The following is a 14,409-nucleotide window of genomic DNA, read 5'->3' on the forward strand; positions in this document are numbered from 1 at the left end:
ACTGGGCTAAGGCAGGGAGCAGGGCGCACAGATGAATCTTCCGGCTTCGTTGTTTTCGACAACGTGGCACTGGATTGCTGCTGCGCTCGCGCTACTGGTGCTGTACCAGAGTGTTCTGAAAGCACCGTGGAAAAGGCTCAGCCAGGGGACGCAACTCAATCTCATGCTGGGCTTTGTGATCGGGCTGGGGCTGACCTGGAGTCTGAAGGCCGGGGTCAAGCCCGGGCTCAACCTGCACATGCTTGGTGCGATGGCGGTCACGCTGACACTCGGTCCGCGACTGGCAATCATTGCGCTTGCGCTCACCCTCAGCGTGATCACCCTCAATGGTTCCGTTGAGTGGCAGGCATGGCCCATCAACTTCATGCTGATGGCTGTATTGCCAGTGATGATTGCCCACGGCATTCACCGGTTTGTCGTGTGCTATCTGCCGGCTCATTTCTTCGTTTTCATTTTTGTTGTTGGCTTCGCAGGGTCGGCCCTGACGATCATGCTGCAGGGGGCAATCACCTCTGCGGCGATGGTGCTGTCAGGTGCCTACCCGGCAACGTTCCTGATCAATGAGTACCTGCCCTATTTTCTGTTTCTCGGCTTTGCCGAAGGCTGGCTGAGTGGCGCATTGATCACAGTCATGGTGATCTACCGACCCGAATGGGTAGTGGCATTCGATGACCGCCGCTACCTGTGGAACAAATAAGGTTCTCGGGTCGTTCATAACGCACTATCCGGAGGGAGACCAATGAGTAACTACACCGCCCCGATTCGTGACATGCAGTTCGTGATGAACGAATTGGCCGATTTTGACGGCGTCGCCGCGCTACCCGGTAACGATGAGGTGTCGTCCGATCTTGTCGATGCCATTCTTGAGGAAGCGAACAAGTTTGCCAGCGGTGTGCTGGCCCCCCTTAACTGGAGCGGCGACCAGGAAGGTGCGAGCTGGAACGAAGGCAACGTAAAGACGGCTACAGGCTGGAAGGACGCCTACCGCCAGTTCGCCGAGTCGGGCTGGACCGCACTCGCTTGCGATCCCGAGTATGGTGGCCAGGGTCTGCCCAAGCTGCTGTCTACCGCAGTCATGGAAATGTGGAAATCGGCCAACATGGCGTTCTCGCTGTGTCCGATGCTGACCACGGGTGCGATCGAATCGCTGATGCTGCGCGGTAGTGACGAACAAAAGAACATGTACCTGCCGAAGATGGTGAGCGGCGAGTGGACAGGCACCATGAACCTCACCGAACCGCAGGCGGGCTCGGACCTTGCCGCGGTGCGCACCAAGGCAGAACCGCAGGGTGACGGCACGTATCTGATTTCCGGTCAGAAGATCTTCATCACCTATGGTGATCACGACATGACCGACAACATCATCCACCTGGTGCTGGCGCGTCTGCCCGATGCACCGGAAGGGGTGAAAGGCATCTCGCTGTTCGTCGTTCCCAAGTTCATGGTCAATGCCGATGGCACCCTCGGGGCACGCAACGATGTGCATTGCGTTTCCATCGAACACAAACTCGGCATTCACGCCAGCCCGACCTGCGTGCTCGCGTTTGGCGACAACGGTGGTGCGGTTGGCACCCTGATTGGTGAAGCCAATCGCGGTCTCGAGTACATGTTCATCATGATGAACGAGGCCCGCTTCGCGGTAGGCATGGAAGGCCTGGCGCTGTCCGAGCGTGCGTATCAGCACGCGCTGCAGTATGCGAAGGACCGTATCCAGGGCACGGAAGCAGGTGTTCGCGGCGGCCCGAAGGTCAGCATCATTCATCATGCAGACGTGCGCCGGATGCTGATGTCGATGAAGAGCCAGACCGAAGCCATGCGCGCCCTCGCCTATGTGGTTGGCGCTGCGACCGACTTTGCCCATCATCATGAAGATCAGGCCGTGCGTGCGCAGAAACAGGCCTTCGTTGATCTGATGATTCCCGTCGTCAAGGGCTGGCTGACCGAGAACTCGATCGAGGTCGCCTCGACCGGCGTTCAGGTCCATGGCGGCATGGGCTTCATCGAGGAAACCGGTGCGGCTCAGCATTTGCGTGATGCGCGGATTACGACGATTTACGAAGGGACGACGGCGATCCAGGCCAACGACCTGATCGGACGCAAGATTGCCCGTGAGAACGGCGTGACCATCAAGGCGCTGCTTGCCGAGATGCGTGAGGTCGAGGCTCAACTCGATGCTTCGGATCCGGCGCTCGCGGCCATTCGCCGTTCGCTGTCGGCGGGCGTTACGGCTGTCGAAGAGGCTGTTGCCTACATCCTTGCGACCTACAACGAAGACATCAAGGCGGCCTCGGTCGGTTCGGTTCCCTTCCTGAAGCTGCTGGGTATCGTTGCGGGCGGTTGGCAAATGGCGCGTGCAGCACTGGTTGCGAAGACGAAGCTCGCCGGGCAGGGTGGAGATCACGGCTTCTACAGTGCGAAGCTGGTGACGGCCCGCTTCTACGCAGACCATGTCATGGCTCAGGCTCCCGGCCTTGCGTATGCCGTTGTAAATGGCGCGACAGGTGCGCTGGAGCTGCCAGAGGAACTGTTCTGAACGAACGTCGCGGCCTGCCCGGTGCGGCAGGCGACTGACAATAAAAAACGGCTGGTGGACTTCTCCACCAGCCGTTTTTTTGTCCCCGCTAAGGCTTACTGAACCTTGGCCTTGGCCCGCAGGTCGAGGATGTGCTTCTCGACCTTCTGCTGTTGCAGACGCTGCTGAATCTGGGGCTTCACTTCCTCGTAAGGAGGCGCCTTAAGGTCACGCACGTCTTCAAGCATGATGACGTGATAGCCGAAATCGCTCTTTACCGGGGTGGTCGTAAACTTGCCCTTGGTCAGTTTCACCATGGCTTCGGAGAAGGGGGCAACGAACATGCCAGGATTGCTCCAGCCCAGATCGCCACCACGCTCCTTGGAGCCGGGGTCGCGCGAGTCCTTGGCCAGATCTTCGATCTTGGAACCGGCCTGAAGCTTTGCGATGACTTCCTTGGCCTGATCTTCGGTTTCAACCAGAACGTGGCGGGGCTTGTACTCCTTGTCACCCATACGACCCTTGACCGCATCGTATTCCTTCTTGATGTCGGCTTCCGAGACGGCGTTGTTCTTGACGTAGTCCTGCAGATAGGCGCGAATCAGGATTGCCTGGCGCGCAAGGTCCATCTGGACTTGTACGTCGCCCTTCTTGTCGAGGCCCTTGTTGACGGCTTCCTGGCCGAGAATTTCGCGGCGCACCAGCTCTTCACGCACGGCATCGCGCAGTTGAGGACTATCGGGCGCACCCTGTGCGCGCTGTTCGCTGATCATGGCTTCCGCACGGGCGGCGGGGATGGCCTTGCCGTTAACGGTTGCAATGGACTCGGCCGCGAAGCTCGCCTGTGTGATGAAGCCCGCAAGGAGGGCGATAGCCAGACGGCTCGGGAAAGTTTTCATCGGTGTTCCTCAGTTGGATTGTTTGGCTTCTTCAGCCGTTTGAGCACGAATTGCGAGTGCGTGAATCTCGCTTTTCATCATTTCGCCGAGCGCGGCATAGATCATTCGATGTCGCGCAACGGTGTTCTTGCCGACAAATTCATCGGAGACAATATGCAGATTGTAATGGCCGCCACCACTTCTTGCACCGGCATGCCCTGCATGAAGATGGCTGTCATCTTCAACTTCGATCAGTGAGGGCTCGAAGGCGGCAAGCCTGGCCCGGATGCGGTCCGGAACACTCACGGCATGACCTTGATGAACGGGCGCACCGACGTCCGCGCGAACACGCCCTCCCTGGCGTAAGGGTCATCGGCCAGCCAGGCTTCGGCATCGGCCTGCGAGGCGAATTCGGCAACGACCAGGCTGCCGACGAAGCCGGCGGGGCCAGGGTCGGCAGAGTCGATCGCCGGCATGGGGCCGACGAGGATCAGGCGGCCTTCGTCACGCAGCTTTTCAAGGCGCAGGAGATGTTCGGGGCGCGCAGCCTTTCTCTTCTCCAGCGAATTCGGAATGTCTTCACCCATCAGAACGTAAAGCATCAGCTTGCATCCTCCTGCATATGCTTTGAAAGGTAGAAGCCTTGCCCAAGCACGAAGGCAAGCATCAGGCCCATTCCGCCGAACAGCTTGAAATTGACCCAGGCTTCTTCCGAGAAGTTGTACGCAACATAGAGATTGAGCACCCCCATGCAGACGAAAAAGAGGGCCCAGGCGAGGTTGAGCCTGGACCACACGAGTTCGGGGAGTTGAATCTGCGCTTCCAGCATGTTGCGGATGAGGTTGCGCTTCAGCAGCAGGGCGGAGAACACGAGAACGCCACTGAAGAGCCAGTACAGCGCAGTCGGCTTCCACTTGATGAAGGTCGGATTGTGGAAGAACAGCGTCGCACCACCGAAAACAACGATGATCGCCAGACTGACCCACAACATGCGGTCAACCTTGCGGTGCTTCAGCCAGACAATGAGAATCTGCAGAAAGGTGGCGACGATTGCGACCACCGTGGCAATCAGAATGGGCGCCTGAGTGGCGACGATGCCGTCCCCGAGCAGCCTTGATGCGAGTGCAAGCGAAGCGTCGGGATCCGCTCCGGCAAATTTGTAGGCTGCAAAGAACAGGATGACCGGCAGCAGGTCGAAAAGAAACTTCATGTGCGTAATGACTTGATTCTAGGTGGATCGGTTGACTCAGGCCTGCTCGGCCCGGTTCCGCATGTGGTTGGCCAGCGCAGCGAACGAGTCGTGAAGGCGCGCACGCAGATCGTTGTCGGCAATGGTCTCTTCGAGCGCCTGAGTCATGCACATCATCCACTGGTCGCGTTCGGACGTGCCAATGGAGAAGGGAAGATGCCGTGCACGCAGGAAGGGCGGTCCGAAGCGCTCAACATACAGTTGGGGGCCTCCGAACCAGCCGGAGAGAAAAAGAAAGAGCTTTTCAGCCGAACCGGAAAGGTCCTCGGCATGCATTTTGCGGATGCCGTAGGTTTCGGGCAGGTCGTCCATCAGTTGATAAAAGCGCGTGACCAGTGCTCGCACGGTGGGTTCGCCGCCGATTTCATCGTAGGGCGTGGTGACGGGTAGCGTGTTTGAATCAGGCTGCATGGATGTCAATCATATCCTCGTTACGGCCGCAGCGCAGGTTGGCCGGCACCGCCTCGTCTATGAGGCGGGGGCGCGGCAGGTTCAGGTTGTTCATCAGCTCGATGAAGGATTCCCGTGTCTGATCCTTGATACGGACATTGCTGAGACGCTCCTGTTCGACCGAACTTACCCGCATGTTCTTGTAATCGTGTCCCGGATAGACAAGCGTTTCTCCCGGATGCGACATGATACGTCCGATGCTGTCAAACAGCGTGCCCGCGTCCCCACCCTGGAAATCGGTGCGACCGCAGCCACCGATCATCAGCGTGTCGCCCGTAAACAGGCGGTCGCGCCAGAGAAAGCTTGTGCACCCCGGTGTATGGCCTGGTGTGGCGATGGCCCGCAAAACCTCACCGCCGAACACGATGAAATCGCCGTCCTTCAGCTGGCGATCCGCGCAACTGATGCCCGAGTGCTCACCGCTTGCACTGCGCGCACCGGTTACCTCACGCATGCCGGCGGCACCCGTGATGTGATCGGCATGAGCGTGCGTTTCGAGCAGCCAGGCCAGTTGCAGATTCAATTCCTGCAGCAGGGTGAGATAGCGCCCGACGTGCTCCCGCACCGAATCGATCAGAACTGAATCGCCGGTCATCGGGTCAGCCAGAAGATAGGTGAGTGTGCAGCTTTGTTCGTCAAAAAGCTGCCGGAAAACGATGTTCATGCGCGATGGGCTCCAGCCGTAACCGCAGGCATTCTAACGCGGGAGGATGACGATGAGGTGAGCGGAATCCGAAGGATCGCGCGCAAGCCGCCTCCTTCGCGGGGAAGCAGGTCGAGGCGCCCTTCGTGCGCACGTATTACGCGTTCGACGATCGCGAGCCCGAGTCCGGCGCCCTTGGTGTTGCTGCGCGCGCCTTCGAGACGGGTGAAGGGGTGACGCATGCGCTCAACCTGATCCGCCGGAATGCCGGGGCCGCGGTCAGCGACTTCGATACAGGCCGCGCCGGCCTCCTCGAACAGTGAAACATCGAGCGGTTTGTCCTCGCCCGCGTAGCGCAAGGCGTTATCGATCAGATTGGCCAAGGCGCGTCTGAGTGAAAGGCTGCGCCCGGGTGCTTCCAGTCGATACGGCAAGGACAGATTCAGTGCGACGCCACGCAAACGGTAGGGCTCAGCCAGATCGGCCACCAGCGCCGACAGGTCGACCGGCTGAGGGGGCTCCTGCGGCGCGCCGCGGCCGAAGTCGAGAAACTGCCCGATGATACGGTCCATCTCCTCAATGTCGGTCACCATCGCCGTCACTTCGTCCTCGGGGGCGCCCGACATTTCGACCCCAAGTCGAAGGCGCGCCAGGGGGGTGCGCAGATCGTGGGAGACTCCGGCCAGAATCAGGGCGCGGTCAGCATCCGTGCGTGCAAGGTCGCCGGCCATCTGGTTGAACGCACGGGCAACGACAGCGATCTCCTGCGGGCCGGACTCTGGCAGGGGCTGAGGGGTCTGTCCGCTGCCGACCACTCTCGCCGCACGTGCCATCTGGCGCAGTGGGGCGCCAATGCGCGAAACGATCAGGTAGGCACCGAGAAGGGCGGCCAGGAGTGCCGCTCCGCCCCATGACAGCCACTCCAGGGCATGGGGCTTCTCAATGCGGTCGGGGGGCACCATGGCCCAGTACTCGTCGCTGTCATCGGGATCGAGCCGGAAGCTGATCCAGAAGCCGTCAAGCGTTTTCCAGCGTGACGCGAACCGGGTGTGCTCGCCAAGGCTGCGCCTCACCTCTGCGATCAGCAGGCGCATCGGACGACTGTCCGGCAGGGGCTGAATCTCGTCCGAAGCCTCAGCCGGATACACGCGAATGCCCTCGAGCGCTGCGAGTTCGATCAGCAGCTCGCGCCGCCGTGCGGAATCGGCATTGATCAGTGCGGTGCGGGTGAGGTTGACGACGCTGACGACCATCTGGGCGAGGTCACGGGCGCGCGGGGCTTCTTCGAAGTAACGGAAGATCTGGCTCCAGGCGGCGAGTGCCAGCGTGAGCAGCAAGGCCACGAGCAGAAAGGTCTGCCACAGGAGCGTACGCGGCAACCACCCCGGCAGGGTGCGAAGCCTTGGCGCACCTGTCTGGGGCGGCCGTTCGGAATCAGTCACTGCTTGCCGGCTTGTTGTCGTCCGGTACAAAGACGTAGCCGAATCCCCACACCGTCTGGATATAGCGCGGCTTGGCGGGATCGTCTTCGACCAGCTTGCGCAGCCTGGACACCTGAACATCGATGGCCCGGTCGAAAACGCCGTACTCACGACCACGCGCGAGTTCCATCAGCTTGTCGCGCGACAGGGGTTGCCGCGGGTGCTGAAGCAGAACCTTCAGCAACGAGAACTCGCCGGTCGTGAGCTGAATCTCCTCCCCGTCGCGTTGCAGCGTTCGCGTGCCAAGATTTACACGGATGCGACCGAAGACGACGATCTCGTCCTCGGCGGTCGGCGCACCCGGAAGCGGGGGAGGCTGCCGACGCATCACCGCCTGAATGCGGGCGACGAGTTCGCGGGGATTGAAGGGCTTGCCAAGATAGTCGTCGGCACCCATCTCCAGGCCGACGATGCGATCCACATCATCGCCCTTGGCGGTCAGCATGATGATCGGAATCACGCTTTCTGCTGCACGCAGGCGGCGGCAGATTGACAGGCCGTCCTCGCCGGGAAGCATCAGGTCGAGGACGATGAGATCAAAGTGCTCGCGATGAAGGGCGCGGTCCATCATCGGCGCATCGTTGACGGCCTTCACGGCAAACCCCTGTTCCTGAAGGTAGCGGGACAGAAGGTCGCGCAGACGAGCGTCATCGTCTACGAGCAATACGCGGTATCGAGTTTTTCCGTTCATGACGCGCATCCTATCGTGTGTTCTGGCGCCTCGCCAGCGTTCTCGCGCTCGCGCTCAGCCCCGCTGCGTAACGCTTCGTAAGGCGCCGCCTCAGGGCAACATCCCCTTACAATGGCATCTTCGTTTAGTGCTTTTGAGCTAGGCGCGAGCCTTGTTGTCCGTTATTTTTACGCTTGTACTCACATGGGTGAGTTGAGCGCAGAGTTTTGATCATGATCCCGAAACGCTTCATCTTCCACGCTGGTTCAATTTCCGCGCTGTCAAGGTGCCTGCTTGGCCTTGCCGTGTGTGCTGTCGCGGGCGTGATGAGTGTTTCCGCGCATGCAGAACCGGTGCCTGAGGTGACAGAGATCGTACCTGAGACGATTGTCGTTCGCCCCGCCCAGCGACGTGCCGAGTTGCGTCGGGCACTTGAATCGAACCTGCAGCAAGGCGCGACTCCAAGCCGGCGCCGGCTGAGTCAGGAAGAGCGCGAGGCCCTGCACCGCGATTTGCGTGCGGTCATGCGCAACGTCAACGCAGATCAGGACGACGGACGTTCGCGCTGACACCGCTGAGCGAGATCAGCGTTCCAAAACAGGCCGATCGGCCTGTCAGCCGGTAGAATATCGGCACCATGAATTTACTCTCCCTCGAAACTTCCTGCGAACACGCGAGTGTCGCGCTGTACATGGACGGAGATCTCCGGGAGCATCTGCTCGAGGGGCACGCCAATCATTCCGAGTACATCCTGTCCGTCGTCCTTCAGTTGCTGGCCGATGGTGGTATCGGGGTGAACCGTCTGGATGCGGTGGCCTTTGGCAGTGGCCCAGGAGCCTTCACCGGTTTGCGTCTGTCCTGCGGAATTGCGCAGGGGCTCGCGCTTGGCGCAGGGCTTGGCGTGGTTCCGGTATGCAGCCTTGACGCGCTTGCGATGCAGGCGCCCGAAGCAAACGTTCTGGCGGCAACCGATGCCCGAATGGGCGAGATCTATTTTCGCGCCTGTGTCATCGACAACGGTCTTGCGAGACCACATGGCGAAGCGGGTTGCGCTGCGCCCGATGTCCTGGACTTGCCGGATGGAAAATGGTGGGGGATCGGTTCTGCCTTCAAGGCTTATGGCGACAGGCTGAGCGATCGCTTTCATGGTCAGCTGCTCGGAAGCAGTCCTGATGCAGTGCCGCGCGCGCGCGATGTCGCGCTGCTGGCCGCAGAGCAGGTCAGCCTCGGAAAGCTCTTGGCGGCCGAACACGCTGCACCACTTTACGTGCGCGACAAGGTCGCACTGACAACCGCCGAGCGGCTCGCGCGCGGAGGCAAGGCATGACGGTGTGCGAGACGGGCGTCTTCACGCCGATGTCGGAAGATGACCTCGACTGGGTCAGCGACCGGGAGGCCGAACTGCACCCGTTCCCGTGGTCCAGGGGGAATTTTGCGGATGCGCTTGCTGCCGGGTACGCGAGCTGGATCATGCACGAGGCTGGACGCCCGATTGGCTACAGCATCGTTCTCGGTGTGCTCGACGAGGCGCATCTGCTCAACATCAGCGTCGTGCGCGACGCTCAGGGGCAGGGGCGTGGGGCCAGGCTGCTAGCGCACCTGTTCGCACAGGCAAGGCATAGCGGGGCACGCGACTTCTTCCTCGAAGTTCGTCCGTCGAACCAGTCTGCGCTTGCGCTTTACAACCGATCCGGATTCATCGAGATCGGTCGCCGCAAGGGCTATTACCCGGCAGCTGACGGGCGCGAGGATGCGATCGTGATGAAGGCGAGCCTGTGACCCCGCAGCGCGCTGCCTTGCTCCGGGAAATGGGGCTCGCTCCGTTGTGGCGGCTGCGCAGCAGCCCGAAGGCCGACGTTGTCCCCGAGCCCCGGCCTGCAGGTCACCGCAGCGAGGCGATCCCTGCGATGCGGCACGCGCGCAGTGAGTCCGGCGAGCAGGTCGTCAGCCCAAAACCTAAGGAGCGGCCCGTCGTACAGCGGCCGGCACCGACCCCTGTCCCTGAAAAAGCCGCGCCTGCCGCCCGAGCACCCGCGCCAGCCTCACCACAACAAACGACGCCTGACCCGCTCAGAAGTGCGCGCATCGCCGGGCTAGACTGGGCTGGGCTCGAAGACGAAATCCGCGCCTGTCGCGCCTGCAGGCTGTGCGAGAAACGACGGCAGGCGGTGCCTGGCGTGGGCGATCGCAAGGCGAGCTGGATGCTGGTGGGGGAGGGGCCGGGTGCGGACGAGGACCGCCTCGGGGAACCTTTCGTCGGACAGGCCGGCAAGTTGCTCGACAACATGCTCGCAGCGCTGGGGCTGACGAGGGCGCATCAGGTCTTCATTGCCAATGCGGTCAAGTGCCGGCCGCCGCACAATCGTACGCCCGAGGCGGACGAGATCGCAGCCTGTCTGCCCTTTCTTCAGCGCCAGATCGAACTGGTTCAGCCCCGCTTGCTGATTGCGCTCGGGCGGCCGGGTGCGCAGGCGCTTCTGGATACCGCGGTCAGCATCGGCGCTGCGCGCGGAAAGCGCTTCGAGCGACAGGGTGTTCCGGTGGTGGTCACCTATCACCCTGCCTACTTGCTGCGGAATCCGCAGGACAAGGGCAAGGCGTGGGAGGATCTGTGTTTTGCGCGCAGCCTGGTGCCCCCGGACTGATGGGGCCCGGGTCTGCGCGATCAGTGATGCAGATCTTCGAGCTGACTGACGTCGTCCTTCACGCGCTGATTCGCTTCGTGACGGAGTTTGACGAAGAACATTGAACCAGCGACAAAGAGTCCGAAAAGAACGATCACGACATTGATCGAGAACCCGAGCATGATCAGCAGCGCATAGCCGCCGGTCATGATCAGGATGGACAGGTTCTCGTTGAAGTTCTGCACCGCGATCGAGTGACCGGCGCCCATCAGGATATGTCCTCGGTGTTGCAGCAGTGCGTTCATCGGCACCACGAAGAACCCGGCCAGCGCGCCAACCACGACCATCAGTCCCATCGCAATGGTTGAGTTGGTAACAACGGTCATGAGCAGCACCATCAGGCCCATCGCAATACCCAGTGGAATGACCCTGACGGAACGCCTCAGCGACACGAAGCGCGCGGCGAGGATCGCGCCCACCGCGACGCCGATCGCAACCACGCCCTGCAGCATGGACGCTTCGGACAGCCCGAGACCAAGGTTGTGCTCCGCCCACTTGATGACGATGAACTGCAGGGTTGCGCCTGCTCCCCAGAACAGCGTGGTGACCGCAAGCGATATCTGGCCGAGCTTGTCGCGCCAGAGCAGCTTCAGGCAGTGATTGAAATCGTGAACGAGGTACAGCGGGTTGTTCTTCAGCGGCTTGTGGTCAACGCCGGTGTCCGGGATGTGGAAGTTGAACCAGGCCGCGACCAGGTAGAGGGTGCCGATTGCCAGCACGCTGGCTTCGAAAGCCGAGGTAACGAAGGGCAGGTTAAGTCCAAGCAGCCAGCCCGAAACGTCTTCTCGGATCAGCACGCCCCCCATCACGGTGCCGACAATGATCGCGCCAACGGTCAGGCCTTCAATCCAGCCATTCGCGACCACGAGCAGGCGATGTGGAAGATACTCGGTGAGGATGCCGTACTTGGCCGGCGAGTACGCTGCCGCACCCAGACCGATCACCGCATAGGCGAACAAGGGGTGCGTGCCGAGGAAAAGCATCAGGCAACCGCCGATCTTGATGGTGTTGCTGATCAGCATGACCCGCCACTTGGGCATCGAGTCCGCGAATGCGCCCACAAAAGCCGCCAGTGCCACGTATGACACGGTAAAGAACAGCTTGAGCAGCGGCTCATATTCCGCAGGAGACGCCATATCCCGTAGAAGCGCGATGGCGACGATCAGCAGAGCGTTGTCAGCAAGCGCAGAAAAGAACTGCGCTGCCATGATGATATAAAAGCCGAGCGGCATCGTTGCGGTACACACCGTCGCGTTAGCGGAAGCGCGGTTTATATCACGAAGGGAAGAAACTTGTTACGACCTTGCTCAATCGGGGTGAGTTGAAACGTGATCTGTGGTGTAATTATCGATATAAACAAGGTTTATTGAATAATCATGGCAGATCGTCGGTTGCAAGTTTTTCACGCTGTGGCAAAGCACGGCTCGTTCACGCGCGCAGCCGAACACCTGTTCATGACACAGCCGGCCGTGACCTTCCAGATCAAGCAACTGGAAGAGCACTTCAACACCCGGCTTCTCGAGCGCGGTCATGGTCACATCTCGCTGACGCCCACCGGCGAACTTGTGCTGGCGTACGCAGAACGCATCCTCGGGCTGTCGGACGAACTCGAGTCGCGTGTATCCGAGCTGACCGACGAGTTGTCAGGTGCGATCAACATTGGTACCAGCACCACCATCGCCGCGTACTGGCTGCCGCGCCTGCTCGAAAGCTTCAAGCGCCGCTTCCCCCGTGTGGTGCCGCGGGTCGTTGTAGGCAATTCGCAGCTCACCGAAGATCGTGTTGCGGCGCGTGATCTGGATATCGGGCTGATCGAGATCGTTTCCGATCAACCTTCAGTCGAGCGCTTCAGCGCCGAGCAGGACGACCTGCTGGTCATCTGTGCACCGACGCATCCGCTCGCACAAGCGACGTCACTGAAGGCGGAAGACCTGATCGAGCATCCCTTCATCACCCGCGACCCGGGTAATGCGATCAGGGAGCTTGCAGAACAGTTCTTTGAAGCGGCCGGTGTGCCGATGACCGAAATCAACATTTGTGCCGAACTTGGCAGTCTGGCCACGGTGAAACATCTTGCAGCCGAGGGCATGGGCTACGCGATTGCGTCCCGAGCCGCCATCCTGCGCGATCTTCGCGAGGGCAAACTGGTGGGCATCCCCCTCGAACCCAGGCTTTTCACCCCGCTTGAGGTCATCATCCCGCGCGACAAGTTCCGCTCGCGCCTGATCACCACCTTTGCAGAACATGCCTGTGCCGAGCTCACGGAAATGGCTGCAACGGTTGCAGAGCGCGCATCCGAACAAGGTCTTGGCTGATGGCGAAAGCCAAGTCGGCTTATGTGTGCTCCGAATGCGGTGCGCAGACCCCTCGCTGGCAAGGTCAGTGTCCGCAGTGCCAGGCATGGAATACCCTGACCGAAACCGTCCTTGAGCGTGGGGGAGGGGCGGCACCGAGCCGTTTCGCCGCACTTGCCGGCGCTGCCTCCAGGCTTCAGCCTCTGTCCGCGCTGCAGCCCAGAGAAGAACCCAGAATACCGACTGGCATCGACGAGTTCGACCGTGTACTCGGTGGCGGGCTGGTCGCGGGCGGAGTGGTACTCATCGGTGGCGACCCCGGAATCGGCAAGTCGACCCTTCTGCTGCAGGCCCTGTGCCATCTCGCAGCGGCGCACCCTGTGGTCTATGTCAGCGGTGAAGAGTCGGGCGAACAGGTTGCGCTGCGTGCTCAGCGCCTGCAACTGCAGGCCGGTGAGCTGCAACTGCTTGCAGAGATCAATCTCGAGCGCATTCTCGACACCCTGAAAACCGCTGCACCCCGGGTTGCCGTCATCGACTCCATTCAGACGGTGTATTCCGAAAGTCTGCAGTCTGCGCCGGGCTCAGTCGGGCAGGTGAGGGAGTGCGCGGCGCAGCTCACGCGTTTTGCGAAGCAAAGCGGGACGACGCTGATCCTGGTTGGACATGTCACCAAGGACGGCACCCTGGCAGGTCCGCGCGTGCTCGAGCACATCGTCGATACCGTGCTGTACTTCGAGGGAGACAACCATTCGAGCTTCCGCCTCGTGCGTGCGTTCAAGAACCGCTTTGGTGCGGTCAATGAGCTTGGTGTGTTCGCAATGACCGATCGCGGTTTGAGGGGCGTCTCCAACCCGTCAGCGCTGTTTCTGTCGCAGCATGCAGAGCAGGTGTCGGGCAGTTGTGTCCTCGTCACCCAGGAAGGTACGCGCCCTTTGCTGGTCGAAATCCAGGCGCTGGTCGATGGCGCACAGAGTCCAAACCCCCGCAGGCTTTCGGTGGGGCTCGAACAGACCCGCTTGGCGATGCTGCTTGCAGTCATGCACCGGCACGCCGGTATCGTCTGCTTCGATCAAGACGTGTTCGTAAACGCAGTCGGCGGCGTCAAGATCACCGAGCCTGCGGCCGATCTTGCGATCCTGCTGGCCACAGTCTCATCCTTGCGCGACCGGCCGCTGAAGCAAGGGCTCGCCGTGTTTGGCGAAGTCGGCCTTGCAGGTGAGATCCGTCCCGCGCCTCGCGGGCAGGAGCGACTGAAGGAAGCGGCAAAGCTCGGATTCCACACCGCGATCGTGCCCAAGGCAAACATGCCGCGACATCCGATCGAGGGAATGGAGATCCATGCAGTGGAGCGCATCGATCAGGCGCTGGACGTTGCGAAGGGCCTGAGTGAGTGATTGCCTGGCAGGAAGCAGGTGTTGGTTCGCAAAGAATGTACTTAAGTTTACATAATACACATTATGGTGGTTATGGATTCAGAGCGCAGAGCACGTTGCAGCCGAAGAATGCGGCATTTGCTCCGCGCTCTTTTCGCGGTGACAATCGCCA

The 14,409-nt window shown here is 60.9% G+C and carries 17 protein-coding genes; 8 read left to right on the plus strand and 9 right to left on the minus strand.

The features are described 5' to 3' along the window. Positions 1–31 precede the first annotated feature (31 nt). On the plus strand, positions 32–697 hold the full coding sequence (locus AC22G6_RS06530; RefSeq protein ID WP_487366100.1) for an energy-coupling factor ABC transporter permease: 666 nt from the start codon (positions 32–34) through the stop codon (positions 695–697). 42 nt (positions 698–739) lie between these two features. Further along, positions 740–2,533, plus strand: a complete 1,794-nt coding sequence (locus AC22G6_RS06535) for an acyl-CoA dehydrogenase (protein ID WP_487366101.1) — start codon at positions 740–742, stop codon at positions 2,531–2,533. A gap of 95 nt (positions 2,534–2,628) precedes the next feature. Here AC22G6_RS06535 and AC22G6_RS06540 read toward each other — a convergent pair whose 3' ends face one another. From AC22G6_RS06540 to ompR, 8 genes are read right to left on the minus strand one after another with little or no spacing between them, the layout of a single operon-like run. After that, the gene (locus AC22G6_RS06540) at positions 2,629–3,411 is read right to left on the minus strand and encodes a peptidylprolyl isomerase (protein WP_487366102.1); all 783 of its coding nucleotides are present in this window, start codon (positions 3,409–3,411) and stop codon (positions 2,629–2,631) included. A 9-nt stretch (positions 3,412–3,420) separates the two neighbouring features. Further along, on the minus strand, positions 3,421–3,696 hold the full coding sequence (locus tag AC22G6_RS06545) for a BolA family protein (RefSeq protein WP_487366103.1): 276 nt from the start codon (positions 3,694–3,696) through the stop codon (positions 3,421–3,423). Then, positions 3,693–3,992 (minus strand): YciI family protein, encoded by a 300-nt coding sequence (locus AC22G6_RS06550; RefSeq protein ID WP_487366104.1) that lies wholly within the window; start codon positions 3,990–3,992, stop codon positions 3,693–3,695. The genes AC22G6_RS06545 and AC22G6_RS06550 overlap by 4 nt, the downstream gene beginning before the upstream one ends. Then, a complete protein-coding gene (locus tag AC22G6_RS06555) occupies positions 3,992–4,600 on the minus strand; it encodes a septation protein A (protein ID WP_108948258.1) in 609 nt (202 codons plus the stop codon). The genes AC22G6_RS06550 and AC22G6_RS06555 overlap by 1 nt, the downstream gene beginning before the upstream one ends. A 36-nt stretch (positions 4,601–4,636) precedes the next feature. Further along, the gene (locus AC22G6_RS06560) at positions 4,637–5,050 is read right to left on the minus strand and encodes a group II truncated hemoglobin (protein WP_487366105.1); all 414 of its coding nucleotides are present in this window, start codon (positions 5,048–5,050) and stop codon (positions 4,637–4,639) included. Continuing rightward, positions 5,040–5,753, minus strand: a complete 714-nt coding sequence (locus AC22G6_RS06565) for an MBL fold metallo-hydrolase (RefSeq protein ID WP_487366106.1) — start codon at positions 5,751–5,753, stop codon at positions 5,040–5,042. Before AC22G6_RS06565 ends, AC22G6_RS06560 begins: the two co-directional genes overlap by 11 nt. Beyond that, positions 5,750–7,123, minus strand: a complete 1,374-nt coding sequence (locus tag AC22G6_RS06570; RefSeq protein ID WP_487366260.1) for a sensor histidine kinase — start codon at positions 7,121–7,123, stop codon at positions 5,750–5,752. Before AC22G6_RS06570 ends, AC22G6_RS06565 begins: the two co-directional genes overlap by 4 nt. Positions 7,124–7,166: 43 nt before the next feature. Continuing rightward, complete coding sequence (gene ompR, locus AC22G6_RS06575) at positions 7,167–7,904, minus strand: osmolarity response regulator transcription factor OmpR (RefSeq protein WP_108948255.1); 738 nt, start codon at positions 7,902–7,904, stop codon at positions 7,167–7,169. Positions 7,905–8,236: 332 nt separating this feature from the next. Between ompR and AC22G6_RS06580 the strand changes: the two genes are divergently transcribed. The 4 genes from AC22G6_RS06580 to AC22G6_RS06595 all read left to right on the plus strand — a co-directional run bounded on the left by AC22G6_RS06580 (position 8,237) and on the right by AC22G6_RS06595 (position 10,528). After that, positions 8,237–8,452, plus strand: a complete 216-nt coding sequence (locus AC22G6_RS06580) for a hypothetical protein (protein ID WP_487366107.1) — start codon at positions 8,237–8,239, stop codon at positions 8,450–8,452. 68 nt (positions 8,453–8,520) lie between these two features. Then, positions 8,521–9,210, plus strand: coding sequence for a tRNA (adenosine(37)-N6)-threonylcarbamoyltransferase complex dimerization subunit type 1 TsaB (tsaB, locus tag AC22G6_RS06585; protein WP_487366108.1), 690 nt, complete (start codon positions 8,521–8,523; stop codon positions 9,208–9,210). After that, positions 9,207–9,662 carry a ribosomal protein S18-alanine N-acetyltransferase gene (rimI, locus tag AC22G6_RS06590; RefSeq protein WP_487366109.1) on the plus strand — a complete coding sequence of 152 codons (456 nt, stop codon included), beginning with the start codon at positions 9,207–9,209 and terminating at the stop codon, positions 9,660–9,662. Before tsaB ends, rimI begins: the two co-directional genes overlap by 4 nt. Positions 9,663–9,790: 128 nt before the next feature. Continuing rightward, positions 9,791–10,528 (plus strand): uracil-DNA glycosylase, encoded by a 738-nt coding sequence (locus AC22G6_RS06595; protein ID WP_487366261.1) that lies wholly within the window; start codon positions 9,791–9,793, stop codon positions 10,526–10,528. A 20-nt stretch (positions 10,529–10,548) separates the two neighbouring features. Here the strand turns inward: AC22G6_RS06595 and lplT are convergent, their stop codons facing one another. Beyond that, the gene (gene lplT, locus AC22G6_RS06600) at positions 10,549–11,799 is read right to left on the minus strand and encodes a lysophospholipid transporter LplT (RefSeq protein WP_487366110.1); all 1,251 of its coding nucleotides are present in this window, start codon (positions 11,797–11,799) and stop codon (positions 10,549–10,551) included. A 144-nt stretch (positions 11,800–11,943) separates the two neighbouring features. Here lplT and AC22G6_RS06605 point away from each other — a divergent pair, with 144 nt between their 5' ends. Next, entirely contained in the window at positions 11,944–12,882 is a 939-nt protein-coding gene (locus AC22G6_RS06605) for a LysR family transcriptional regulator (RefSeq protein WP_487366111.1), read from the plus strand. Beyond that, positions 12,882–14,258 carry a DNA repair protein RadA gene (gene radA, locus AC22G6_RS06610; protein WP_487366112.1) on the plus strand — a complete coding sequence of 459 codons (1,377 nt, stop codon included), beginning with the start codon at positions 12,882–12,884 and terminating at the stop codon, positions 14,256–14,258. Before AC22G6_RS06605 ends, radA begins: the two co-directional genes overlap by 1 nt. Positions 14,259–14,409 lie beyond the last annotated feature (151 nt).

This window comes from Parazoarcus sp. PS-13 R2A, assembly GCF_057621855.1.

Bases quoted from the DNA above. Each gene is read 5' to 3' on its own strand.
- AC22G6_RS06530 (WP_487366100.1), top strand. From the start codon at position 32: ATGAATCTTCCGGCTTCGTTGTTTTCGACAACGTGGCACTGGATTGCT.
- AC22G6_RS06535 (WP_487366101.1), top strand. From the start codon at position 740: ATGAGTAACTACACCGCCCCGATTCGTGACATGCAGTTCGTGATGAAC.
- AC22G6_RS06540 (WP_487366102.1), bottom strand. From the start codon at position 3,411: ATGAAAACTTTCCCGAGCCGTCTGGCTATCGCCCTCCTTGCGGGCTTC.
- AC22G6_RS06550 (WP_487366104.1), bottom strand. From the start codon at position 3,992: ATGCTTTACGTTCTGATGGGTGAAGACATTCCGAATTCGCTGGAGAAG.
- AC22G6_RS06555 (WP_108948258.1), bottom strand. From the start codon at position 4,600: ATGAAGTTTCTTTTCGACCTGCTGCCGGTCATCCTGTTCTTTGCAGCC.
- AC22G6_RS06560 (WP_487366105.1), bottom strand. From the start codon at position 5,050: ATGCAGCCTGATTCAAACACGCTACCCGTCACCACGCCCTACGATGAA.
- AC22G6_RS06565 (WP_487366106.1), bottom strand. From the start codon at position 5,753: ATGAACATCGTTTTCCGGCAGCTTTTTGACGAACAAAGCTGCACACTC.
- ompR (WP_108948255.1), bottom strand. From the start codon at position 7,904: ATGAACGGAAAAACTCGATACCGCGTATTGCTCGTAGACGATGACGCT.
- tsaB (WP_487366108.1), top strand. From the start codon at position 8,521: ATGAATTTACTCTCCCTCGAAACTTCCTGCGAACACGCGAGTGTCGCG.
- rimI (WP_487366109.1), top strand. From the start codon at position 9,207: ATGACGGTGTGCGAGACGGGCGTCTTCACGCCGATGTCGGAAGATGAC.
- AC22G6_RS06595 (WP_487366261.1), top strand. From the start codon at position 9,791: ATGCGGCACGCGCGCAGTGAGTCCGGCGAGCAGGTCGTCAGCCCAAAA.
- lplT (WP_487366110.1), bottom strand. From the start codon at position 11,799: ATGCCGCTCGGCTTTTATATCATCATGGCAGCGCAGTTCTTTTCTGCG.
- AC22G6_RS06605 (WP_487366111.1), top strand. From the start codon at position 11,944: ATGGCAGATCGTCGGTTGCAAGTTTTTCACGCTGTGGCAAAGCACGGC.
- radA (WP_487366112.1), top strand. From the start codon at position 12,882: ATGGCGAAAGCCAAGTCGGCTTATGTGTGCTCCGAATGCGGTGCGCAG.